Raw genomic sequence first — 22,128 nt, forward strand, 5'->3', positions numbered from 1 at the left:
CCCTGCCGCTCTCGGCCCGAGAGCGGATAGCACTGCAACCTGGAGCACTCAATGAACACCGACGACAACACCCAAGCCCCTGCCGAAGTCGAAGACAACATCGTAGTCCTCGACACCCCGATCCCCCGGGGCAAGACCACCATCGACATGATCACCCTGCGCAAACCCCAAGCCGGCGAGTTGCGCGGCGTGCACCTGGTCGAACTGCTGAACATGGACGTTGCCACCCTGATCAAGATTCTGCCGCGTATCAGCAGCCCAGGCATCACCGCCCCGGAAGCCGCAGCCATGGACCCTGCCGACCTGCTGGCCTGTGGCAGCAAGATCTCCGGTTTTTTGTTGCAGAAGTCGGTGAAGACGGAAGTATCCCTCGTTGCGTAGAGGACGCCATGGCCGATCTGGCCGTGGTTTTTCACTGGGCGCCGGCTGACATGGACCAGCTGGGCCTGCAGGAACTGATGGACTGGCGCGAGCGCGCCAGGGTGCGGAGCTCCACCGATGGCGAATGACCTCAAACTTCAGGTGCTACTGAACGCCATCGACAGGGCTACCGGCCCCCTGAAGTCGATCAATAAGAGCAGCATCGGCGCTGCCCGGGCATTGAAGGATGCCCGGGACAACCTCAAGCAGCTCAACGCGCAACAGAAAGACATCAGCGCCTGGCGCACCCAACGCGCCGCTGCCGAGCAGACCGAGCAGGCTCTCGGCGCCGCCCGTGATCGCGTGCGAGCGCTCAGCCAGCAATTCGCCGCCACCGGTGCGCCGACCCAGGCCATGACCCGGGACATGCGTTCAGCGATCCGAGAGGCGCAGCGGCTCAAGCAACAGCACCAGCAACAGGGCGAGCAGCTCCAGGGCTTGCGCACGAAGCTCTACGACGCCGGCATCAGCACCCGCAACCTAGGACAGGCCGAGCGTGACCTGCGCAGCAAAATCACCCAGACCAACCAGACCATAGGGCAGCAGGAAGCCAAGCTCAGGCGTCTGGCTGGGCAGCAAAGACAGCTCGCCAACGCGAAAAGGAGTTACGAGAAGGCTCAGAGCGTTTCCGGAGGAATGGCTGCAAGCGGTGCCGCTGGGCTTGGCGCCGGCTACGCCCTGAGCCGGCCGCTGAAGGCGGCAGTAGACGCCTTTGCCCCCGCAGAGAACGCCGCGACCCAGCTGAAGGTGTCGATGATGGCGCCGGACGGCTCCATTGCTGCCGAATTCGAAAAAATGACGGCCCTGGCCACGCAGCTCGGTGACCGCCTGCCCGGCACCACTGCCGACTTCCAGGAAATGATGACGATGCTCCGGCGCCAGGGGCTCACGGCGACCAACATCCTCGGCGGTACCGGCGAGGCCGCCGCGTATCTGGGCGTTCAGTTGCAGATGCCAGTGACCGCCGCCGCGGAGTTCGCGGCAAAAATGCAGGACGCCACCCGGACCACCGAAAGCGACATGATGGCGCTGATGGACACGATTCAGCGCACCTACTACCTGGGCGTCGACAGCGGCAACATGCTCCAGGGCTTCAGCAAGATCTCCCCGGTAATGGACATCATCAAGAAACAGGGCCTGGAAGCGAGCAAGGTTCTTACTCCCCTGCTGGTGATGATGGATCAGGCCGGTATGGAAGGCGGCGCGGCGGGTAACGCCTACCGGAAGATTTTCCAGGGCGCGATGGCCAACGCAAAAATCCAGAAGTCACTGGATGACCTGAAGGCCGAACGCGGGATCTCGCTGAAGCTCGACTTCACCGACGGCAAAGGCGAGTTCGGCGGTATCGAGAAGATGTATGCCCAGCTGGAGAAGCTCAAGGGCTTGAACACCGAGGTTCGCCTCGACCTGATCAAAAGCATGTTCGGCGACGACAGCGAGACCCTGACCACCCTCAACACCATGATGGCCAAGGGCATTGCCGGCTATCGCGAAGTCGAGGGCAAGATGCAGACCCAGGCCGACCTGCGGACCCGGGTGAACGTGCAACTGTCGACGCTGGCGAACGTTCTGGAAGCCGCCGAGGGCAGTTGGACCAACGCAATGGCCGACGTCGGCAACGTGATGGCCCCAGAGCTGAAGGAGCTCATCCAGTCGTTGGGAGAGGTTGCGAACCGTGTGGGCGCCTGGGTAAAGGCCAACCCCGAGTTGACCCGCCAGATCGCCAAGACCGTCGCCGGTATCGCCATACTGATGACCATCATGGGCGGCCTCAGCATCGGCCTGGCAAGCATGATTGGTCCCTTCGCTATGGTGCGCTACGCCCTGACCTTGTTCGGCATCAAGGGCAGCGGCGCCCTCGGCCTGATTGGCCAGGGAATCCGCGTACTGGCTATGGCCCTGGGTGGTCCGCTGATCGCGGCTCTGCGCACGGTAAGCATTGCTATGTGGGGGCTCGCGGCAAACCCGGTGGTACTGGCAATCGCTGCCGTCGTGGCAGTCTTCGCCGGTGCCGCCTACCTGATCTACAAGAACTGGGACGCGGTGAAAGCCTATGTCATCAGCCTCTGGAACGAGATCAAAGCAGGGTTTTCTGGGGGCATTGGCGGCATCTTGACCATCCTGGCCAACTTCAGCCCCATCGGGATCATCTATCGGGCATTCGCAGAGGTGCTGAACTACCTGGGCCTCGATCTCCCGACCAAGTTCACCGAGTTCGGCAACATGATCGTCAATGGCCTGGTGAATGGCCTCCTCGCCGGCATGGGCAAGGTGAAAGAGACCATCAGCGCGATCGGCGATTCAACCATTGGTTGGTTCAAGGAGAAGCTCGACATCCACAGCCCATCGCGGGTGTTTGCCGAACTCGGCGGTTTCACCATGGAGGGACTGACACAAGGATTGCAGGCCGGCCAGAAAGGCCCGCTGAACGCGGTGAACAACCTCGGCCAGCAGCTCACCACGGCGGGCAGCCTGGGCCTGGGCGTTGCTGCCATGCCCGGCCTCTCGGTCGATACGCGCGCGCCCATCAGTCCAGCCGCTGCGACCACCTACGACAGCCACGACACCTACGAAATCAACATCCACCCCACGCCTGGCATGGATGCCTTGGCAATCGGCCGCGCCGTGCGGGCAGAACTTGCGCGCATTGAAAGCGAAAAAGGCGCCCGCAAGCGCAGCCAACTGTCCGACCTGGAGTAAATCGTCATGATGATGGCCTTGGGCATGTTCGTCTTCAGCCTTTCCACAGCCGCCTACCAGGAGCTGCAACGACAGACCGAGTGGCGACACGTCAGCAATACCCGCATCGGTGCCGCTCCGGCCAGACAGTTTGTGGGCCGAGGCGACGACTCGATCACCTTGCCGGGCGTCATCCTGCCCGAGTTGGCCGGATCTGTACTGAGCCTCGACACCCTGCGGCTGATGGCGAACACCGGCAAAGCCTGGCCCATGGTCGAAGGTAGCGGCCGGATCTACGGTTTGTGGGTGATCGAGAGCCTGAGCGAGACCAAGACGATGTTTTTCCGTGATGGCACGCCGCGGCGCCTGGAATTCACGCTCAATCTCAAGCGCATCGATGACGACCGGATAGACCTGATCGGCGCCGCCGGTAGCACTGGCGTGAGTATCTTGAGGATGCTGCTGTGATCGATGCTGCCCTCGCCCGTGTTACGGGCTTTATCGAAGACGCTGCCGGCCGGTACCGCCGCGACGCTGTCTACGCTGTTCCAGCCTTTCGCATCACCGTAGACGGCAACGATATCGCCCAACTCATCAGCCCGCGCCTGATGAGCCTGCAACTGACCGACAACCGCGGCATTGAAGCCGATCAGCTCAGCATCACCCTGAGCGATCATGACGGGCTGCTGGCCATTCCGCCGAAGGGTGCCGTGGTTAGGCTCTGGCTTGGCTGGAGTGACACCGGCCTGGTGGACAAGGGCACCTACACCGTCGACGAGACCGAGCACAGTGGAGCTCCGGACGTGCTTAGCATCCGGGCACGCTCGGCCGATCTGCGCAAAGGGCTGAAAACAAAGCGCGAGCGGAGCTGGAGCAACACCACCCTCGGCGATGTCCTGGGCGATATCGCCATCGGTAACGGTTTGACCGCCACCATTGCCGGCGCCCTGGACGGCCTGCCCATCCTGCAGTTGGACCAGGCCAACGAATCAGACGCCAACCTGATCAGCCGTGTCGGTGAAGAGTTCGACGCCGTGGTCACCGTCAAGGCTGGCTGCCTGCTGTGCATTCCGGCCGGCGGAGGCAAGACAGCCAGCGGCATGGAGCTCCCGCACATCACTCTCACCCGTAGCGACGGTGACCAGCACCGCTATCTGCAGGCCGACCGCGACAGCTACGACGGCGTGCGTGCCTACTTCTACGACGTGAACAGTGCAAAGAAACAAGAGGCGATCGCCGGCGGCGGCGACAACCTCAAGGACCTGCGTCACACCTTCAGCGACCGCCAGTCAGCACTGCGAGCCGCCCGGGCCGAATTCAACCGCCTGCAGCGTGGCAGCGCCACCCTGAGCTACACCCTGGCCGTGGGCCGGCCGGATCTGATCCCCGAACTGACCTATACCCTGGAAGGCGTGAAGCCCGAGATCGACGCGATTATCTGGTACGGCGGCAACGTGCAGCACAGCCTTAGCGCCGACAGCGGCTACACCGTCAGCCTGGAGCTGGAAAGCAAGTTGCCCGAGGACACCGTCGAAGGGTTGGCCGAGGAGAACAAAGGGGATTACACGGGGATCATCGCGTACTACCGCGACAAGAAGACGGGCAAACAAAAGACCATCACGGCCGGGGATCAGAGCAAGCCACGGCGGCTGAAGTGGTTGTATGCCAGCAAAACCACAGCGAAGCGGGCTGTCGATCGGGAATGGAAGAAGATGCAGGAGTCGAAAGAAACATAAACCCCGACACATGGCCGGGGTCTGGTTTAACTATTCGTCTAGTTGGGCGAACGCCTCCAGCATTCGCACAACATCTCTTTGCTGTTGCCCACTGATACTCCTGAACATTGTCAGAATCCTTAGCTCCAGATCGCTCAGTACATACGCCTGATCGACTGGCAAGACTTGGCTTTCTGGCACACTGCTGTTCTTCAACATGCGATTACTCCATTCACACGCAACGGGCGCCCGGAGCCCATATGGCACCGTCCTGGTCGCCCGGGGAACAGCCGATTTTCAGCACGTTAAAGCGTGCCACCAGCCCCATCAATTGCTAATTGGCGCAACAAATTTCAGGGTGCCAATTTACTTATCTTGTCTTAACGAAATGTCAGTAGGCAGGAGTTCATAACGCACGAACCACTCACAGAAAGACCGTTAGAAAAGGTTCGGCCGTCGTACTTCCCGCCAGCTTGTACCCTTTCCACCTCTACCCCATTCTCGCCAGTGAGTACTGCAACTGCACGCTGGGCCAGGGCAGAAGCTTGCTTACTTCTTTCCTCGTACTCCGGCTCCGTCGCGATGGTCCATCCGACATTGATACGGGTACACCTGAACTCGATCTTCATAGAGAACGTCTTGTCGCCGAAGGTATAGCGAGAAGCAGTGCAGCCAGGTGACTCCTCTTCTTGAGATTGCTTGAGAACTGGAGAACCAATGGCCTTCACCGTAGCGGCTACGTCAATTTGCCCAACATCTGCCAGCGCGCTGGATACGCACACCTGAAAGAGAGCAGTAGCCGCCAGGGTTTTTATAAACATGGGTCATATCCTTATGAGCGCTTGGGTCAGGTGATCCCAGTCTGTGAGTTTTTATACTGGCCCTGGGGTCTTCGCGAGCGCGTAAGCCATTCGTACCAACGCCTGTTTGTCGTCGTGCGTCATAAGCCGATAGTAATCAAGCAAGAGCAACTCACCCGCCGAAATTGAGTCAGCCGGAACAGGCCTGCGATCTCCGGTCACCACGTACAAGACATCAACACCCTTTTCCGCAATGGCGGCTAGATAAGCAGCGTCAGGACTTCGTTCGCCTTTTTCGTAATTGAACTGCGATGTTTTGGCTACCCCAGCAAAAGCAGCAAATTCCGCCTGGTTGAACCCCAGGCGCGCACGCTCTTCCTTCAGCCTTTCGCCAATATTCAACAAAACGACCCCTTAAGAGATTGACTATTCAACATTCGTTGAATAATCTTCCCCTGTAATCACACGAAATCACACGAAACGAGACTATGCCGAACGCATACCCCACCGAGCAAGCTTGCCAAGAGGCCCGTGGTCGCCTTGCGCGCCAGGGAATCTCAGCGAAAGACTGGGCCGAAAAGCACGCCCTAACTCCATCAACCGTTTATGCGGTGCTGAATGGACAGAAGAAGTGCCTGCGCGGTGAGTCCCACCGTGCAGCAGTGCTCCTCGGCATCAAAGATGGCGAGGTGACACAGTAATGCGCCGGCTATCCACAGAAAACGAGAACGCCAAGCGCGTTCTTCTCGACAGCCGCCGCAAGGTGATCAGCGCGCTGATCAACGCCTACCCCGGTGGGCGCGATGGCTGTGCGGCGCTGCTGGGTCTGGACATCAAGAAGTTTGATAACCAGGCCTACGGAAGCGCCGGGCATCGCCCCCTGGAGGACCACCAGCTCTGCATGCTTGAGCAGATCATTGGCTCCACCTTTCTGCCTGACTACATCTGCGGCATGTACGGCGGTGTATTCGTCCCCATGCCTGAGGCTGAGTCGCTGGATAACCTGGCCCTCTACACATTGGCTCTGCGTGCTGATGTCAAGGAAGGCCAGCTCGACCAACTGATAGCCAAGGCGCTGGAAGATGGCGAGATAGATGAAGGCGAGATCGCAGAGATCATCGCTGCCCACCGCGAACACGTTGCTGCCTGCCATGCAGAGGTGGGGGCAGTCATCACTCTGCACCGCAAGACGCGATCAGCGCCGAGAGAACAAACACCGCCGAAGGGGGATGTCTGATGAGCACCTACAAGCTGGTGTGCCCCCATTGCCGTTCGAGCATGCGTATTCGCACCAGCGAAGGGACGCACATTTTTCTGAGAGTCGCTTACCTGCAGTGCAGCAACGAAGGCTGTGGGGCGACCTACCGTGGCCAATTCGAGATTACTCATGAAATGAGCCCCTCCGGCATGCCTGATCCAGGCGTGAAGCTGCCAGTTGCGCCCGTTTCTATCCGCCGCCAGGCGATGAGATCCGCCGACGATCACCCCGATCTGCTGGACCAACTGGAAATGGAGGGAGTACCTGCATGAACGCCATCACCTTGACCGCCAACCCTGCAACCGACTACCGCGCTGCGATGCAACAGGCGGCAGTCGCCTATTTGTATCGCCACCGCTGCGAACACCTGGCCGGTGACAACCAACCACTTGAAAACTGCGCCCGGTACCTGGAGCAGTGCCTTGAGGTTCCCCACCACCTGGTACAGCGCATCGCGGAACTGGCCGTTGCCGAGTTCGAGAGCATGACCTGCAACCGCGTGGCGTTGCTCGGCGTTCACCCTGGCAGCGGCGTGTTTCGCCCGAAAATCTGGTTACTCGATACCTGCACCCAGCAGCGACACCCTGTGTCGGCGCGCTTGCTGCCTACGCGCCTTCTGAACACCCGCACTACGCACTAACCCAATCTCCCCCTGCTGTATGCCCGCACTGCGTGGGTAAGGGGAAACTGCACCCTACTGGTGGCCGAAATGAGCAAAATCACCATAAAACTGGAACTGGACGAGCAGCAGGCGAAGAAGTACCTGCAGTGGCTGGACAGTCAGTACAACGTCACCATGGCTGATGTTTGGTACTCCGACCGCTACCGGAATGTACCCAGCGGCCAGCGAGCGCCGAAGGTGCTTGAAGACCTGCCCTACCTCGCCGGCATCTGCCGGACGCGCTGCGAGCTCAAGAAGATGCTCGGTGCTGGTACCGGGGAGCGTTCGCAGTGAGTCGCAAGCCCATGCAAAAGCCGATGGAACAGCAGATCCGCGCTGATGTTATCCAGCACCTGGAGGCCGACTTCGGCCTCCAGCACATGGCTGGCACGAAGTACATGCGCAAGGGCACCTGCCCTCAGTGCAATCAGCGACGCCTGTTCTCCCGCCACGACGAGCCATGGTTCATCCGCTGTGGCCGGGAGCAAAACTGCAAGTACATGGCGCCCACTAAGGAGCTGTACCCCGATCTGTTCGACAACTGGAGCAAGCGCGCCCCAGCTACCGATGACAACCCTACGGCCAGCGCCAAAGCCTATCTCACCTTCTCCCGCGGCTTCCGGCTGGAACTCATCACGGGTTGGTTCACCCAAGACAACTACTTCGACGGGGAGCTGAATATCGGCTCCGCGACGGTGCGCTTTCCCTTGGATCACGGCGGCTACTGGGAGCGGCTGATTGATCAGCCCTCGCGCTTCGGCAAGAAGAAAGCCCGCTTTCAGCCAGGGCAAAGCTATAAGGGCTACTGGTGGTGCCCGCCTTGCCTGGATCTGCTGCAGGTCAACGAACTGTGGATTGTTGAGGGAATCTTCGACGCCATTGCACTGATTCATAACGGCATATCAGCAGTGTCGGCGCTGTCCTCCAATGCCTTTCCTGAAGAGTCGCTGAAGGCATTGATCGCCGCCCGAGCAGGCAAGCCGCCCAAGCTAATCTGGGCACTGGACAACGAGCCAGGTGCACATAAGTACACCAGGACCTGGGTCAAGCGTGCTCGCGAGCTGGGATTCATTTGCGAGGCGGCGCAGATCCCACAACCCGACGCTCGCAAGGTCGACTGGAACGATCTGCACCAGCGCTGGGCCTTCATGGAGGATGAGGTTGAACGGACGCACCGGATCGACAAGGACCTCGCCGAAGCACGTCACCATGGCGCCCTGCTGATCGCTGAAAGCGCCACCGACAAGGCATTGCTCATGTACCAGTGGCGCGAACGGGAGGAGTTTCACTTCTGCTTCGACTCCCGCCTGTACTGGTGGAAGTTGGACCTTGCCAAGTTCAACAGCGCCAAGCAGGCCCTGGAGAAAAGCGACGACCAGGACGCCCAAGTCCTCAACGAGCGGCAGCTGCGGGAGAAAGCGTTGAACGTTGCCGGCTGCGTCGTCGAAATCGCCAACTGCTACCCCAAGGCTCTGTATTTCCAGCGCAACGAGATTACGGACGAGTCCTGGTACTTCTTCCGGGTCGACTTCCCTCACGACGGCGGCTCAGTGAAGAACACCTTCACCGGTGGCCAGGTGGCCGCTGCCAGCGAGTTCAAGAAGCGCCTGCTTGGCATGGCCGCAGGGGCCGTGTTCACCGGCAGCGGCCAGCAGTTGGACAAGATCATGAAGGACCAGCTGTACGCCATCAAAACCGTGCAGACCATCGACTACGTCGGCTACAGCAAGGAATACGGCTGCTACGTCTTCAACGATATCGCCGTTCGCGAGGGGCAGCTCATCAGCATCAACGAAGAGGAGTTCTTCGAGATGGGCAAGCTCAAGCTGAAGTCGTTGCAGAAGGGTGTGAAGATCAGCCTGACCAAAGATGCCAAGCACTACGATACCCGTTGGCTGGGCCTACTCTGGCAGTGCTTCGGCACCCAGGGCATCGTGGCCCTGGCCTTCTGGTTTGGCTCCCTGTTCGCCGAGCAGATCCGCAGCCGCTACCAGTCTTTCCCATTCCTGGAAGCTACGGGCGAAGCCGGCGCAGGCAAGACCACCTTGCTCACCCTGCTGTGGAAGTTGCTGGGCCGTGAGGGCTATGAAGGCTTCGACCCGTCCAAATCCACCAAGGCCGGCCGTAGCCGTCTGATGGGCCAAGTTTCGGGCATGCCTATCGTTCTGCTGGAGTCCGACCGCAGCGGCGACGACAAGGCACACGCCAAGACCTTTGAATGGGACGAGCTCAAGGACTACTACGGCGGCGGCACCCTAGCGACCAAAGGCGTGAAGACAGCGGGCAACGAGACTTACGAGCCCCCATTCCGCGGCACCATCGCCATCAGCCAGAACGCCCCCGTGGTGGCTTCTGAAGCGATCATGACCAGGATCGTTAAGCTGCACTTCGTCCGCCCCAACGTCACGCCAGAAAGCCGTGCAGCGGCCGACCTACTCAACTCTCTGGAAGGCTCGACCCTGAGCAACTTTCTGCTCCAGGCCGTGCGCAAAGAGCAGGACACCATGGAGCTGTTCGGCAAGCGCCTGCCGGGGTACGAGGCGAAGTTGCGAACCCTTCATTCCCACTGTTTCGCTTGCGGCACGGCGTTCCACGACGAGGGAAGCGCCTGTAAGCACTGTGGCAACAACCTGCGCGGCTACATCCGGGTTGAGCGCATCAACAAAAACCACGCCCAGTTACTCGCCCTTCTGGACTGCTTGCAGACCGTTGTGAAACTCAGCGATCAGCAAATCAGTGGTACCCGGGCCCTGGTCATCAGCATGGCCATCGAGCGCCAAGCCTCGATCAGCTCCGACCACCCAGTAGTGGCTGAATTCTGGGAAGTCTACGAGTACCTCGAAGGCCTGGATGCCGACGGGCCGGTGGTCAATCACAGCAAGAATGAAAACGTGATCGCCATCAACCTCAACGACTTCGTGAAGGTCGCGGCCGAGCACCGCCAGAAAATCGCAGACATCAGCGAACTGCGGGATCGCTTGAAAGACTCCCGGTCCCGGAAGCTGCTCCACCCAAACAAATCGACTGACAGCGCTGTTCGTGCCTACCAAGCCCGGACCAGCAACGCCGTCATAGCCAAGCAACCCATCATGAAGTGCTGGCACTTCCAAGCCTGATCTACCCAACCCGCCAGGCGCTGCAACGCTTCGGCACCCCAAAGGAGAAGCACCATGCAAGACGACAACGAACCGACCTTGAGTGACAACGCGATCACGTTGACCTGCAGCGCCGCGGCGCTGGCTGTCCTGATCGTCCTGGGCAACCTCGCACCGGACGTACTGCTGGCCATCGTCCGTTAACCCAACCGCCCAGGTGCTGCAACGCCTGGGCAACCCCAAAGGAGAAGCACCATGCATATCGAGGTCATCAAAGGCGCCAGGGAAACGGGAAAGACCCGCCAACTAAGGCAGATCGAGGAGCAGCGAAACGCGCAAGGAAAGCCCACCAGCATCATCCACGCGGATGCATACGCCCAAGAGGGCCTGCTTTCGATCATGGAAGTAAGGATTGAGCGCGGAGAACGAACATTGCTCGTGGATGACTGCACCCGCCAGCAAATCGACGAAGTATTGAAGTGGCAGACAGCTCACGACGAGAACGATGGATTGAAGGACCTGGAAATTTTCCTGGTTCGCATCGCCGGCTGAATTGTTCCGAAAGAGTGGTGCCGAGGGACTGCAATCCCTCGGCACCGACCACCCCAAAGGAGAAGCACCATGCAAGTGAATCAACCCCAAGGCGGCACCGTAGAGGCTACCACAACCCCACTCGCTGTCGGCGACAAGGTCAGCTACACAGCCCTGAAAGCACAGGGCAACGGGTACAGGCTCAGTGCCCGCAATGGCGTGATCGTAGAGATCAACGGCCCGCTCGCAGTGGTTCGCATCGGCAACGGCCACCGAACCACCCTGCCGCTGACGAAGCTGACTCCGGACGGCCAGCCCAACGAGCTCACCCGCATGTTGTGCGGAGGGCGCTGAACATGGCCGAACGCTCCCGCCCGGCGATGGCAAGCCATCGCCTGGACCTGCCGAGCCGCTGTGACATCTGCGGCAAGGCCAGATCCACCCGCACCCACCAACGCTGTAGCAAAACCCGCCAACAGAGCAAGACAGCGGAGTGGGCAGCATTCATGGCCGAACAGGCCGCAGCCAAACAGAACAAGCCGCGGCGTTTCGCGCGCTGAACTGAGAAACGGGCGTTCAACGGGGAGCTGCAACTCCCCATCGCCCCAAAGGAGAAGCACCATGCAAGCACATCATCCAAAGGGCGCAAGCGGCGATATCAGCCCGAAGGTACAGGACAAACTGCGCAAGTTACTGGCCCTGGCAGAGCGAGGCGAAGGAGGAGAAAAGATCAACGCCCGGCGCATGCTGGACAAAATGCTCTCGCGACATGGTCTGACCCCCGATGATCTAGTCGACGAGCACCGCGAAATTCGCTGGTTCCCCGCCACAAGCTTCGATCGTCGGCTGGCTCTACAGATACTGGCAAAGCTCCATAACACCTCCGACCCGGGCGTCTACAAGAGCAAACAACGACCAAGGCAGGTTGGCGTCAAGGTTACGCCTGCAGAAGCCATCGAGTTCGAGCTCCATTACGACACTCTGCGCAAGGCGCTCTCGGAGCACTTCAAAGATGCGTTTTCCGCGTTCGTACAGGCCAACAGACTGTTTCCCGCTGACTCATCTACGGATAGCGAGCCGTCACTCAGCGAGCGCGACTTTCGAGTAATGAGCATGGCCTCCGCTATCCCTCTCACTCAGGTCAGGCCACGCCTTGCTCACACGCAGAGCAACACACAGCAGGAGGCCCAATGAACGTATTCCTCTTGCTGTACCTGTGTACCAGTGCCACCCACACGGACTGTCAAGTTATCCCGGTCCAGCACTGGGTGGGGCCTGATGCTTATCAGCGGTGCGTCAACGCAATACCAGGCCTCGCCACAGCCTTAACCGCCGCCAACCGCGAGCTACATCAGTTTGATTGCGAGATCCAGGCTGCATCCGCTCAACCTGAAGAGGAAACGGCCCAACCTGAGTTCATTCATCAATCGTTTCGGATGTGAAGCCGCCAGGGAGTTAGCCATGAACACTGTCTTTATCCTGATGGCCCAATACGACGGCCAGGCGATTATCTCGCTGGAACTGGTGTGCCGGGATTACTTCACGCACCTAACGCCGGAAATGTTCCAGCGCAAGGTGATGAGTGGTCAGATCAAGCTACCAATTACCCGCCTAGAACCGAGCCAGAAGTCGGCCAAGGGCATCCACCTCACCGATCTGGCCGCTTACCTAGATCTACAGCGCGCGGCCGCGGTTAAAGAGCACAACCAGCTCAACGGGATAAAACCCGCCTACTGAGCCACTTCATTGATGCGGCGCCCAGTTGGACGGGCGCCCTCAACATCTTCTCGTGCCACTCCCATCCCACGTAACGATCACCCTTCCCGCGCAGGTGGGTGTAGCGCCTCATCGAGTTCCAATCCCTATGCCCTGAAACGCTCGCCACACGCGGGATATCCCAGTCCATTTCGAACAGACGGCTGATGCCTTCGTGGCGAAGGTCATGGAAGTGCAGATCTGCGATGTTCAAAAACTTGCAGGCTTTCGTCCAGGAAGTGGAGATAGATTCAGGGCTGTAGGGGAATATGTCGTCGCCGGCCTTTGGCATCGTCTGGAGAATCTGCCACGCCTCGTCCGGCAGGTAACACCAGACATCGTTGCCGATCTTCTGACCGGGGTTCTTCATGTCGCGCACCAGCACTCGCTGACCATGCTCGTCGACATCCGCCCAGCGAATACGGGTTATTTCATCCAGCCGGCGCGTAGAGAACAGGGCAAAGCCCACGACTTTCAGCATATTGATGACAGTTGGGCGCCTCGCCTGCATGTCTTGGTAGTGCGTCAGCACCCTTCCCAACTCGTCCAAAGTCGGCCGGCGGTCGCGCTCACGACTTTTCAGGTTGTAACCCAGCTTGCGCAGTACACGCCGGGCGCCGCCCATGGCGAGCGGGTCCACTTGGTACCCCCACGCATCCTTGGCAATTGCTAGAACAGCGCCGAGGTGCGCCAGGTCATTGCCAGCGGTTTGTGGCTGAACCCCGCCACCTTCCTTGCTCATCCGCCAAAGCGCGAAATCGACCAAGCACTGGGTATTGATGTCCGTGTCGGTCAGCCCGCCGAGGTACGTCTCACCGATGGCATTGAGTGTCGCACGCTTGGTCTTACCCAACGGCCGGGCTTTCTCGACCTCTACCAGGTAGCGTTCGGTCATTTCTTTGAGCGTGGCGCCCTTGCGGCTTGCTCGCTCGATCGCCCCAGGTTCATCAAGCTCCGACTCGCGCTTACGCGCCCAGGCCTGGGCGGCCTGTTTTCGGGCGAAGGTCTGGCTCTCTTGGTAAACTTGCACTCCGTCGCGCTTGATGCGGATCTGAGCCGTGTAGCTCACACTCCCATCTGCCAGTTTTCTTGCCCTGATAGTCGCCATATCGAAAGTGGTACGCGTCAGTTTTTGAGTGGTACATCGTACCACCGAGCCTTAAAAAACGCCTGAAAACGCCCCAAAACACGCCTTAAACACGTAGAGCAAAATGGTCCAGAATCCAGCTGCATCCCCAGTAAACTCAAGCCCTACGCTGTCCCGGCGGTTTAGCGTTGCACCTATGATGGATTGGACGGATCGTCACTGCCGATTCTTCCTGCGCCTACTGTCCAAGCACACCTTGCTCTACACCGAAATGGTCACCACGGGTGCGCTGCTCAATGGTGATCACGAGCGCTTCCTGCGCTACCACCCGTCCGAGCACCCTCTGGCGTTGCAACTGGGGGGCAGCACGCCGGCGGATCTCGCGGCGTGCACGCGCATGGCCCAGGAGCATGGCTACGATGAGGTCAACCTCAACGTCGGTTGCCCCAGCGACCGGGTGCAGAACAACATGATCGGTGCCTGCCTGATGGGCCATCCGGCGCTGGTGGCCGATTGCGTGAAAGCCATGCGCGATGCGGTGTCGATTCCCGTGACGGTCAAGCATCGGATCGGTATCAACGGTCGCGATAGTTATGCCGAGCTATGCGATTTCGTCGGCCAGGTCATGGAAGCCGGATGCAGCAGCTTTACCGTGCACGCACGAATCGCCATTCTCGAAGGCCTCTCGCCCAAGGAGAACCGGGACATTCCCCCGCTGCGCTACGACGTGGCGGCGCAATTGAAGGCGGATTTCCCACAGTTGGAAATCATCCTCAACGGTGGGATCAAGACCCTCGAGGCCTGTCATGAACATCTGCAGACTTTCGATGGGGTGATGCTGGGCCGTGAGGCCTATCACAACCCCTATCTGCTGGCCGAGGTAGACCAGCAGCTGTTTGGCAGCACTGAGCCGGTGATTTCCCGGGCCGAGGCGCTGGCCCGGTTGCGCCCCTATATTGCCGAGCACCTGGCTGCCGGGGGCGCCATGCACCACATCACGCGCCATGTCCTAGGGCTGGGCACGGGCTTCCCCGGTGCTCGCAAGTTCCGCCAGCTGTTGTCGGTGGATATCCACAAGACCCAGGATCCGCTGGCCCTGCTGGATCAGGCCGGGCAGTTGCTGGAAGGACGTTAAGCGTCGGCCGGGTTGAACCTGGCCGGGCTTTTGGCATCGTATCTACTGGACAGTGCCCCAGCATTCAAACGACTGTTTTCAGGTCACGGACTTTGGGGCCGTAGTTAGCATTCCGCGCCCTTGAGCGCCTGACAGCGCTCGGGTAATGTCGTCAGACCCATAGGACAGAGCACGCTCATGACTTCCAAGCTGGAACAACTGAAGAAAATCACCACCGTAGTGGCCGATACCGGTGACTTCGACGCCATCGCCCGGGTCAAGCCGGTGGATGCCACCACCAACCCTTCGCTGCTGCTCAAGGCTGCGGCCATCCCGGGTTATGCCGATCTGCTGAATGCCTGCGTCAACGACTGCAAAGGCGATGTCGGCCTGGCCAGCGACCGTTTCGGCGTGGCTGTCGGCCAGGAGATTCTCAAGGTCATTCCGGGCCGTATTTCCACTGAGGTGGATGCCCGCCTGTCGTTCGATACCGAAGCCATGCTCAAGCGCGCCCATCGGCTGATCGAGCTGTATGACAAGGCCGGCATCGGCCGTGATCGGGTGCTGATCAAGATCGCCTCTACCTGGGAAGGCATACGCGCCGCCGAAAAGCTGGAGCGCGAAGGCATCCAGACCAACCTCACCCTGCTGTTTTCCTTCGCCCAGGCCGTGGCCTGCGCCGAAGCCGGGGTGTTTCTGATTTCGCCATTCGTAGGGCGGATCTACGACTGGTACAAGAAGGCTACCGGCAACGACTATCAGGGCGCTGACGATCCGGGCGTGCAGTCGGTTACCCGCATCTACAACTACTACAAGGCCAATGACTACAAGACCGTGGTCATGGGGGCAAGCTTCCGCAACCTCAACCAGATCGAGCAACTGGCCGGCTGCGATCGCCTGACCATCAGCCCGGATCTGATTGAGAAGCTGGCCGCCGACACCGGCAAGCTGGAACGCAAGCTGAGCCCGGGCAAGACCGGTGAAGCTCGCCAGAGCCTGAACGAAGCACAGTTCCGCTGGGCTTCCAACGAAGACGCCATGGCCACCGAAAAGCTGGCTGAAGGCATCCGCCAGTTCGCCCGTGACCAGGAAAAGCTCGAAGCCCTGCTGGCTGCCAAGCTCTGATCGCTTCGCGTCAACGCAAAAAGGGCGAACCCTCACAAGTTCGCCCTTTTTTGTGCGCTCGCGTTTCAGTCGATCAGTGACGCTCCAGGGCATTCACCAGATCGTGAAAGGCTTCACGGTTGGAGTCATTAAGGCCCATGAGTATCTTGTGCGCCTCCAGGACCTTGACCCGTACCACTTCTTCCGACTGGTCCTGGGACGGCAGGTCGGTCAGGCATTCCGGGCAGGGAATCGGGCGATCGACGATGTTGAACACCTGATCGAAGCCCATGGACTGCAACAGCCTGGTAATGTCTTCGTGGGTGGTGACGACGGTGGGCAACAGACCGACTTTCTGCCGCGACAGGATCGAGAGCTTGGCCAGCAGGCCCAGGGTGGTGCTGTCGATGCTGCGGGTTTCTGTCAGATCGATCACGATCGCCGAAAAATTCAGCGCGGTGAAAATCCGCTCAATAGTCGCATCCAGCGCCGAACACAGGGTCAGGCGCACTTCACCGACGAACTTCAGGACGAAGGTGCCATCCTGCTCGGCGAACTGGATTCTACCGGTACTCATTGAAGATTCCTGCTCAACACTAACAGGGCGATATCATCCGGCATCTCCCCTAGCGTGGCCAATCCAAAAACTTGCCGCAAGCCATCCAGGCTGCCGCCCGCTGCCCTCACCCGTTCGGGCAAGGCTGCTTCTTTCTCTTTGAGTGTAGGCTCGGGCAAAAGGTCCAGGATGCCATCGGACATCAGCGTCAGGCTGAACACCGGCGGCAGCTCCAGAATGTGGTCTTCGTAGGTGGCCTCGTTGAACAGGCCCACCGGCAAACCACGCCCTTCCAGATAACGCACACTGTCGGGGGTGTACAACACCGGCAACGGCAAGTGCCCGCCAATGCTATAGGTCAACAAGCCAGTCTCCTCGTCGATGACTCCACCGACCATCGTGACGTGTTTGCCCAGCTTACAACTGATCAGGCCACGGTTGATATGGCCTAGCACTTCCGAAGGCTTGAACTCCGGCAAGGTGCCATTGCGCTTGGACTCGAACAGTAAACGGGTGGTCATGAACTTCAACAGCACGGTGACAAAGGCCGACGACGCACCATGACCGGAAACATCCGCCAGGTAGAAGGCCACCCGGCGCTCGTCGACACGGAAATAGTCGACAAAATCACCCGACAGGTACAACGACGGGATGATCTGGTGGGCAAAGTTGAATTCGTCAATCGACCAAGGGCTGGTCGGCAGCATGTTCATCTGCACCTGTCGACCGGCGTTCTGGTCTTCCTGGAGCAGATTGAGGCTGGCTTCGAGCTCGCGGTTGGCGGCTTCAAGCTTCTCTCTGTAACGCTGGTTTTCCAGCAACAGGCGAGCACGATCCAGGGCGCGGCGCACCGAGTGCTCGAGCACGGCCAGATCTTCCAGCGGCTTGATCAAGTAGTCCGCCGCGCCCAGGCGCAGGGCTTCAACCGCATCGTTCATGACGCCCGCACCCGAAACCACGATCACCGGGGTTTGCGGGGACAGTTCGGTCACTTGACGGATAAGCTCGAGACCGCCCATCTGCGGCATGCGCAGATCGCAGATCACCAGATCGGGGTTGTCGCGCTCGAATACCTGAAGACCCTGCTGGCCGTTAGCGGCCTGCAGTACGCTGAAGCCACTGTCTTCCAAATAGGCCGCGAGGCTCGCGCGCACTACTTCGTCGTCATCGATTATCAGCAGCGTGGCACTGGTTTTTTGCATGTGGGCAAACGGCGCCAGAATTAGGTTGGCGTAGGTGCTCTGGCCTGGGGCCTGAGGCACGCTACTGGATTCGCTTTCTAGCCACTCTGCAAGCCAGGCCAGGACCTTGAGCCCTGCACGCCCGACCATCAGAGGTGCCCTTCTAAGGCGCAGACGGTACTCCCATCCGCGGGGCGTTTCAAGCTCATGCCGATGGTCGCCTGACGTCTTTACACCGCAAATCACCGGGAGTTATAAAAACCGCTAAAACCGCAACTCAATCGCAGGATGGAACCCATGAACCAAAACCAGCGTGACTACAGCGAAAAGCGCGATTACATCCGCATGCGGGTGGATGCAGAGGTCACGCTGATCCATCAGGGGCAGGTGATCGAAGCGGTCTGCATCGATCTTTCCAGCAGCGGCATGCAGGTTCAGGCACCACGTTCGTTCCAGGTCGGCGATCAGTTGAGTGTACGTATCGACTCAGAGCACGCAGCCCTCAGGGGGCTGGAAGCAGAGACAGAAGTGGTATGGGTCAACCCACAAGAAGGTGGCGGCCAGAAACTTGGACTTACAATCCTTAAAATGAAGTAAAGATTCCAACCCATGAAAAAGGCGGCCATCAGGCCGCCTTTTCAGTTTGTGCAGGACAGTCGAGCTTAGAAGTCGTCTTCGACCTTGCCGTCCTTGATCTTGAATTCGCGATTTTGCAGGTAGGCATTGCGAATGAAGGTGTATTTGTCACCGCGAATCAGCTTGTCCGCCGAGAGCAGGCTGGCACGGGTATCGACGACATCCACACCCATGGTGATGTTGCGCGCGGGGATGTCATTCATGTAGCGGTAGGGTTCGGTGTAGCTGTCGACATACTTGGCCGGCGCATCACGCAGGGTGCTTGGCCCCAGCAACGGCAGCATCACGTAGGGACCGCTGCCCACGCCCCAATGACCGAGGGTCTGGCCGAAGTCTTCGTCATTGCGCTGCAGGCCCATCTTGGTACCGACATCAAAGAAGCCCGCCAGGCCCAGGGTGGTGTTCATCAACAGTCGCGCAGTGTCGACACCGGCAGCACCAGGTTTGGCCTGGAGGATGTCATTGGCGAGGTTGCCGACATCACCGATGTTGCGAAACATGTTGTGGATGCCATCTTCCAGAAACTGCGGAGTGACGGCCTGATAGCCCTGTGCCAGAGGCTTCAGGGCATAAGTATCCAGCGTATCGTTGAAGGTGAAGATGGGACGGTTGATGCTTTCCCATGGATCATCTTCGGCCGCCTGGGCAACCAGGGGAGCCAGCGTCACACCGGCACTCATACATAGTGGAACTAGATAACGGCTCCAGCGCATAGCAGGAAACTCCTTCGATTGTTCTCTCGTGGGGCTATGCCCTGAGGATAAGTTCAGGAGTATAAAGCGGATATGCCGGTTTAGGCAGCATCACCGCAAACCGTCTTCAGTCAGGGTTCAGCCAACCTTGCTGCCATTCACCGTACTGTCACCTGCATGTCATGTTCTGCCGCTAGCCTCCAAGGGTATTTCAAGGACGCTGACATGCCCCACGCCGACGCCTCAGTGCAACCCGCCCGCCCATTGACTGCCGTACTCTTCGGCCTCAGTGGCTGCCTGGTGGATTTCGGCGCGCGGATGCGCCAGCAAGCCACGGACAAACCTGATCCGGAGCAAGCCCAAGCCACACCTGGCGCACTGGAAACGCTGCGGCGCCTGCATCAGCAAGGCATCCCCTGCGCCTGGCTGGAGCAGCTGCTCCCCGCCAGTAGCCACCAATTGGCTGCCATCCTGCCGGACTGGATCAAGCCGGCACCTCACTCCCCCGCCCCCTGGCCCGCACCCGATGCCTGCTGGCAGGCGCTGATGGCGCTCAATGTCAAAGGCATCGACGGTTGTGTCCTGGTCAGCGGCGAACCCCTACTGCTGCAGTCGGGCCTCAATGCCGGCCTCTGGACCATCGGCCTGGCCTCTTGCGGCTCCCTGTGCGGCATGACCCCCAGCGAATGGCAGGCCCTGAGCCAGCAGGAACGGGAATTCAAGCGTGGCAAGGCCACGGTGCAGCTCTTCGGCCTGGGGGTGCATTCGGTCATCGACCATCTGGGGGAGTTGAACACCTGCCTGGCGGACATCGAACTGCGCCGGCTCAAGGGTGAAAAACCCTGACATAAGCCTGTTGATCAGGATCATGCACAGCGCCTGGGAGTGGATTACTCTAAGCCGTGGGCATGGACCTTTGACTCGACAGCGCGGTCCATCCCTGTGCCTATCAATAAAGGGAGAACGCCATGCCTGCCCGCGAACTGCAAGAACAACTCGACACCCTGCGCGAGCAATTGGAACAGAACCCACCGCTTTCCGAAGCCGAGCGCAACAATCTGCAAGAGCTGATGCAGCAGATCGAACTGCAACTCAAACTGGAGACCGGCACCCAGGACGCCAGCCTCGCCGACGGCGTCAACCTGGCCGTGGAACGCTTCGAACTGGAACACCCGGCGATTGCCGGAACCCTGCGCAATATCGTCCAGACCCTGGGCAACATCGGCATCTGAGCAACCCCCGGTAGCCAACCCCACAAAGCAAAAGCCCCGCTCTCGAAGCGGGGCTTTGCTTTTACTGGCGTACCAACCGGTGATTGGCGAAATCCGCGGTTTCGGTACTGCGGTAAGGGTTGATATCCAGCCCACCGCGGCGCACATAACGCGCATACACGGTGAGTCTCTCCGGCTTGAGCAAGCGTTGCAGGTCGAGAAAGATCCGCTCCACGCACTGTTCGTGAAAGTCCGAGTGCTGGCGGAAGCTCACCAGATAGGCCAGCAGGCTGGCGTGATCCAGAGCCGCGCCCCGGTATTGCACCACCACGCTGCCCCAGTCCGGCTGGCTGGTTACCGGGCAGTTGGACTTGAGCAGATGACTGTGCACGCTCTCCTCCACCACGCGCGAAGCATCGCAGCGCAGCAGTTCGGGGCGCGGGTGCTCATAGCTGTCAACACTGATATCCAGATCATCGATACACACCCCAGGCAGCGCCACCACGCCTTCGGCCTCGACCTCCTGCAGGCTGCGGATCCGCACGCCTACCGGCTTGCCGGCAGCAGCCGACAGATCAGTGCGCAAGGTGGCCTCAAGGGTCGACCGATCATCGAACGGCGTCTGGTTCAGCGAATTGAGGTACAGCTTGAACGACTTGGATTCGATGATGTTCGGCGAATCGGCGGGAATGCTGAACTCACCGATAGCCACTACCGGCTTGCCCGACGGCAGCAGCCAGGACAACTCGAAGCAGTTCCAGTAGTCCACGCCCTTATAAGGAAGGGTATCGGCACTCAAGCCCAGCTCGGCCCATTTTGCCGCCCGGGGAATCGGGAACAGCAAGGACGGGGTGTAAGTGGAGACGTATTCACTGGACTTGCCCAGCGGCGAATGTTCGGCTGCGGGATGCATGGCGGAAACCTGACTGAAGAATCAGCGGATTCTATCAGCCTTTGCTCCCGCCTTTGAGCCCCGGATGCCTATGGGGTGACCGTCAGCTTGCCCACCATCCCGGCCTGGTAGTGCCCTGGAATGTTGCAGGCGAACTCCAGGTTGCCGCTCTTGCTGAAGGTCCAGGTCAGTTCGGCCTGCTTGCCCGGCTCCACCAGCACGCTGTTGGGATCGTCATGCTGCATGCCATGGTCCATGCCTGCCATTGAGCCGTGGCCCATGGCTCCATGATCCATCGCCTTCATGCCGGTCGGGGTGAGCATGCCGCTCTGCTGCATCTTGAGCATTTCCTGCTGGTGCTCGGCATGCATGGCCGCGTTGCCCAGATTGAACTCGTGCAGCAACTGCCCCTTGTTGATCAGCACGAATCGCACCGTCTCGCCGGCCTTGATCTCCAGGGCCTTGGGATTGAACGACATGTCCCCCATCACCACCTCGACACTGCGAGTGGCCTTGGCCGCAGGCGCCGGCTGGCCAAAATCGTAAGAGCCGGCCGGCGAGGCCCAGAGCGGTGCGCTCAACAGCATCAGGCAGCCCCCCAGGATCGACCGGCTTCGCCACAACAGGTTTTGCATACTCATCATCAGACTCCAACAAGATCGGGATTCAGCCTGTGGCACACTCTAGAGCCCTGCCGCTGCCAGCCAGCTGACATGCAGATTACAACTTTGTCAGCTTGCA

31 protein-coding genes are annotated in these 22,128 nt (G+C 59.8%); 23 read left to right on the forward strand and 8 right to left on the reverse strand.

Features of this window, described 5'->3' with window-relative positions:
- Positions 1-51: 51 nt before the first annotated feature.
- Genes M2395_RS11055 through M2395_RS11075 form a run of 5 tightly spaced genes read left to right on the forward strand, consistent with a single transcriptional unit; the run spans position 52 to position 4,835 of the window.
- Positions 52-381, forward strand: coding sequence for a phage tail assembly protein (locus tag M2395_RS11055; RefSeq protein ID WP_123430307.1), 330 nt, complete (start codon positions 52-54; stop codon positions 379-381).
- 8 nt (positions 382-389) lie between these two features.
- Positions 390-509, forward strand: coding sequence for a GpE family phage tail protein (locus tag M2395_RS11060; RefSeq protein WP_041752072.1), 120 nt, complete (start codon positions 390-392; stop codon positions 507-509).
- Positions 499-3,120: a phage tail tape measure protein gene (locus M2395_RS11065; RefSeq protein WP_123430306.1), complete on the forward strand. Its 2,622-nt coding sequence runs from the start codon at positions 499-501 to the stop codon at positions 3,118-3,120. The genes M2395_RS11060 and M2395_RS11065 overlap by 11 nt, the downstream gene beginning before the upstream one ends.
- Before the next feature lie 6 nt (positions 3,121-3,126).
- Positions 3,127-3,567, forward strand: a complete 441-nt coding sequence (locus tag M2395_RS11070) for a phage tail protein (protein WP_123430305.1) — start codon at positions 3,127-3,129, stop codon at positions 3,565-3,567.
- Complete coding sequence (locus tag M2395_RS11075) at positions 3,564-4,835, forward strand: phage late control D family protein (RefSeq protein ID WP_123430304.1); 1,272 nt, start codon at positions 3,564-3,566, stop codon at positions 4,833-4,835. Before M2395_RS11070 ends, M2395_RS11075 begins: the two co-directional genes overlap by 4 nt.
- 359 nt (positions 4,836-5,194) lie before the next feature.
- Here the strand turns inward: M2395_RS11075 and M2395_RS11080 are convergent, their stop codons facing one another.
- Together M2395_RS11080 and M2395_RS11085 are read right to left on the reverse strand one after the other, a co-directional pair.
- Positions 5,195-5,635 carry a hypothetical protein gene (locus M2395_RS11080; RefSeq protein WP_123430303.1) on the reverse strand — a complete coding sequence of 147 codons (441 nt, stop codon included), beginning with the start codon at positions 5,633-5,635 and terminating at the stop codon, positions 5,195-5,197.
- Positions 5,636-5,686: 51 nt separating this feature from the next.
- A complete protein-coding gene (locus tag M2395_RS11085; protein WP_123430423.1) occupies positions 5,687-6,016 on the reverse strand; it encodes a helix-turn-helix domain-containing protein in 330 nt (109 codons plus the stop codon).
- A gap of 86 nt (positions 6,017-6,102) precedes the next feature.
- On the opposite strand from M2395_RS11085, the gene M2395_RS11090 reads away from it, so the two are divergent.
- The 13 genes from M2395_RS11090 to M2395_RS11150 all read left to right on the forward strand — a co-directional run bounded on the left by M2395_RS11090 (position 6,103) and on the right by M2395_RS11150 (position 12,896).
- The gene (locus M2395_RS11090; RefSeq protein WP_123430302.1) at positions 6,103-6,315 is read left to right on the forward strand and encodes a DNA-binding protein; all 213 of its coding nucleotides are present in this window, start codon (positions 6,103-6,105) and stop codon (positions 6,313-6,315) included.
- A complete protein-coding gene (locus M2395_RS11095; RefSeq protein WP_123430301.1) occupies positions 6,315-6,851 on the forward strand; it encodes a YmfL family putative regulatory protein in 537 nt (178 codons plus the stop codon). Before M2395_RS11090 ends, M2395_RS11095 begins: the two co-directional genes overlap by 1 nt.
- Positions 6,851-7,144, forward strand: a complete 294-nt coding sequence (locus tag M2395_RS11100; protein ID WP_123392519.1) for an ogr/Delta-like zinc finger family protein — start codon at positions 6,851-6,853, stop codon at positions 7,142-7,144. The genes M2395_RS11095 and M2395_RS11100 overlap by 1 nt, the downstream gene beginning before the upstream one ends.
- Positions 7,141-7,512, forward strand: coding sequence for a hypothetical protein (locus tag M2395_RS11105; RefSeq protein ID WP_123430300.1), 372 nt, complete (start codon positions 7,141-7,143; stop codon positions 7,510-7,512). Before M2395_RS11100 ends, M2395_RS11105 begins: the two co-directional genes overlap by 4 nt.
- 69 nt (positions 7,513-7,581) lie before the next feature.
- Complete coding sequence (locus M2395_RS11110; protein ID WP_123392515.1) at positions 7,582-7,827, forward strand: hypothetical protein; 246 nt, start codon at positions 7,582-7,584, stop codon at positions 7,825-7,827.
- An 11-nt stretch (positions 7,828-7,838) separates the two neighbouring features.
- Complete coding sequence (locus M2395_RS11115) at positions 7,839-10,649, forward strand: toprim domain-containing protein (protein ID WP_123430299.1); 2,811 nt, start codon at positions 7,839-7,841, stop codon at positions 10,647-10,649.
- Between the two features lie 54 nt (positions 10,650-10,703).
- Positions 10,704-10,832, forward strand: a complete 129-nt coding sequence (locus M2395_RS11120) for a hypothetical protein (RefSeq protein WP_256674751.1) — start codon at positions 10,704-10,706, stop codon at positions 10,830-10,832.
- A 51-nt stretch (positions 10,833-10,883) separates the two neighbouring features.
- A complete protein-coding gene (locus M2395_RS11125; RefSeq protein ID WP_123430298.1) occupies positions 10,884-11,180 on the forward strand; it encodes a hypothetical protein in 297 nt (98 codons plus the stop codon).
- Between the two features lie 69 nt (positions 11,181-11,249).
- Positions 11,250-11,513, forward strand: a complete 264-nt coding sequence (locus M2395_RS11130) for a hypothetical protein (RefSeq protein ID WP_123430297.1) — start codon at positions 11,250-11,252, stop codon at positions 11,511-11,513.
- Between the two features lie 2 nt (positions 11,514-11,515).
- The gene (locus M2395_RS11135) at positions 11,516-11,719 is read left to right on the forward strand and encodes a hypothetical protein (protein WP_123430296.1); all 204 of its coding nucleotides are present in this window, start codon (positions 11,516-11,518) and stop codon (positions 11,717-11,719) included.
- A 61-nt stretch (positions 11,720-11,780) separates the two neighbouring features.
- Positions 11,781-12,353, forward strand: coding sequence for a DUF2786 domain-containing protein (locus M2395_RS11140; protein WP_123430295.1), 573 nt, complete (start codon positions 11,781-11,783; stop codon positions 12,351-12,353).
- Positions 12,350-12,601 (forward strand): hypothetical protein, encoded by a 252-nt coding sequence (locus M2395_RS11145; protein WP_123430294.1) that lies wholly within the window; start codon positions 12,350-12,352, stop codon positions 12,599-12,601. Before M2395_RS11140 ends, M2395_RS11145 begins: the two co-directional genes overlap by 4 nt.
- A gap of 19 nt (positions 12,602-12,620) precedes the next feature.
- Complete coding sequence (locus M2395_RS11150) at positions 12,621-12,896, forward strand: pyocin activator PrtN family protein (RefSeq protein WP_123430293.1); 276 nt, start codon at positions 12,621-12,623, stop codon at positions 12,894-12,896.
- Here M2395_RS11150 and M2395_RS11155 read toward each other — a convergent pair.
- The gene (locus M2395_RS11155; RefSeq protein ID WP_123392497.1) at positions 12,871-14,022 is read right to left on the reverse strand and encodes a site-specific integrase; all 1,152 of its coding nucleotides are present in this window, start codon (positions 14,020-14,022) and stop codon (positions 12,871-12,873) included. The genes M2395_RS11150 and M2395_RS11155 overlap by 26 nt on opposite strands.
- Before the next feature lie 103 nt (positions 14,023-14,125).
- On the opposite strand from M2395_RS11155, the gene dusA reads away from it, so the two are divergent.
- Together dusA and tal are read left to right on the forward strand one after the other, a co-directional pair.
- A complete protein-coding gene (gene dusA / locus M2395_RS11160; protein ID WP_123430292.1) occupies positions 14,126-15,136 on the forward strand; it encodes a tRNA dihydrouridine(20/20a) synthase DusA in 1,011 nt (336 codons plus the stop codon).
- A gap of 177 nt (positions 15,137-15,313) precedes the next feature.
- Complete coding sequence (gene tal, locus M2395_RS11165) at positions 15,314-16,240, forward strand: transaldolase (RefSeq protein ID WP_011060293.1); 927 nt, start codon at positions 15,314-15,316, stop codon at positions 16,238-16,240.
- A 73-nt stretch (positions 16,241-16,313) separates the two neighbouring features.
- On the opposite strand, the gene rssC is transcribed toward tal, so the two are convergent.
- Positions 16,314-16,796: an anti-sigma factor antagonist RssC gene (gene rssC, locus M2395_RS11170; protein ID WP_003218919.1), complete on the reverse strand. Its 483-nt coding sequence runs from the start codon at positions 16,794-16,796 to the stop codon at positions 16,314-16,316.
- Positions 16,793-17,977, reverse strand: a complete 1,185-nt coding sequence (rssB, locus tag M2395_RS11175) for a two-component system response regulator RssB (protein ID WP_026020041.1) — start codon at positions 17,975-17,977, stop codon at positions 16,793-16,795. Before rssB ends, rssC begins: the two co-directional genes overlap by 4 nt.
- 276 nt (positions 17,978-18,253) lie before the next feature.
- Here rssB and M2395_RS11180 point away from each other — a divergent pair, with 276 nt between their 5' ends.
- Positions 18,254-18,553, forward strand: coding sequence for a PilZ domain-containing protein (locus M2395_RS11180; protein WP_011060291.1), 300 nt, complete (start codon positions 18,254-18,256; stop codon positions 18,551-18,553).
- Positions 18,554-18,618: 65 nt separating this feature from the next.
- Here M2395_RS11180 and M2395_RS11185 read toward each other — a convergent pair whose 3' ends face one another.
- The gene (locus M2395_RS11185; protein ID WP_011060290.1) at positions 18,619-19,305 is read right to left on the reverse strand and encodes a VacJ family lipoprotein; all 687 of its coding nucleotides are present in this window, start codon (positions 19,303-19,305) and stop codon (positions 18,619-18,621) included.
- A gap of 204 nt (positions 19,306-19,509) precedes the next feature.
- Between M2395_RS11185 and M2395_RS11190 the strand changes: the two genes are divergently transcribed.
- Both M2395_RS11190 and M2395_RS11195 read left to right on the forward strand, forming a co-directional pair.
- Positions 19,510-20,130: an HAD family phosphatase gene (locus M2395_RS11190; RefSeq protein WP_123430291.1), complete on the forward strand. Its 621-nt coding sequence runs from the start codon at positions 19,510-19,512 to the stop codon at positions 20,128-20,130.
- A 122-nt stretch (positions 20,131-20,252) separates the two neighbouring features.
- Complete coding sequence (locus M2395_RS11195) at positions 20,253-20,516, forward strand: DUF4404 family protein (protein ID WP_011060288.1); 264 nt, start codon at positions 20,253-20,255, stop codon at positions 20,514-20,516.
- 61 nt (positions 20,517-20,577) lie between these two features.
- On the opposite strand, the gene queF is transcribed toward M2395_RS11195, so the two are convergent.
- Together queF and M2395_RS11205 are read right to left on the reverse strand one after the other, a co-directional pair.
- On the reverse strand, positions 20,578-21,408 hold the full coding sequence (gene queF, locus M2395_RS11200) for an NADPH-dependent 7-cyano-7-deazaguanine reductase QueF (protein ID WP_015634826.1): 831 nt from the start codon (positions 21,406-21,408) through the stop codon (positions 20,578-20,580).
- Positions 21,409-21,476: 68 nt separating this feature from the next.
- On the reverse strand, positions 21,477-22,028 hold the full coding sequence (locus M2395_RS11205; RefSeq protein WP_019093682.1) for a plastocyanin/azurin family copper-binding protein: 552 nt from the start codon (positions 22,026-22,028) through the stop codon (positions 21,477-21,479).
- Positions 22,029-22,128: the final 100 nt, after the last annotated feature.

Source organism: Pseudomonas sp. BIGb0176, assembly GCF_024810175.1.
Taxonomy (GTDB): domain Bacteria; phylum Pseudomonadota; class Gammaproteobacteria; order Pseudomonadales; family Pseudomonadaceae; genus Aquipseudomonas; species Aquipseudomonas protegens.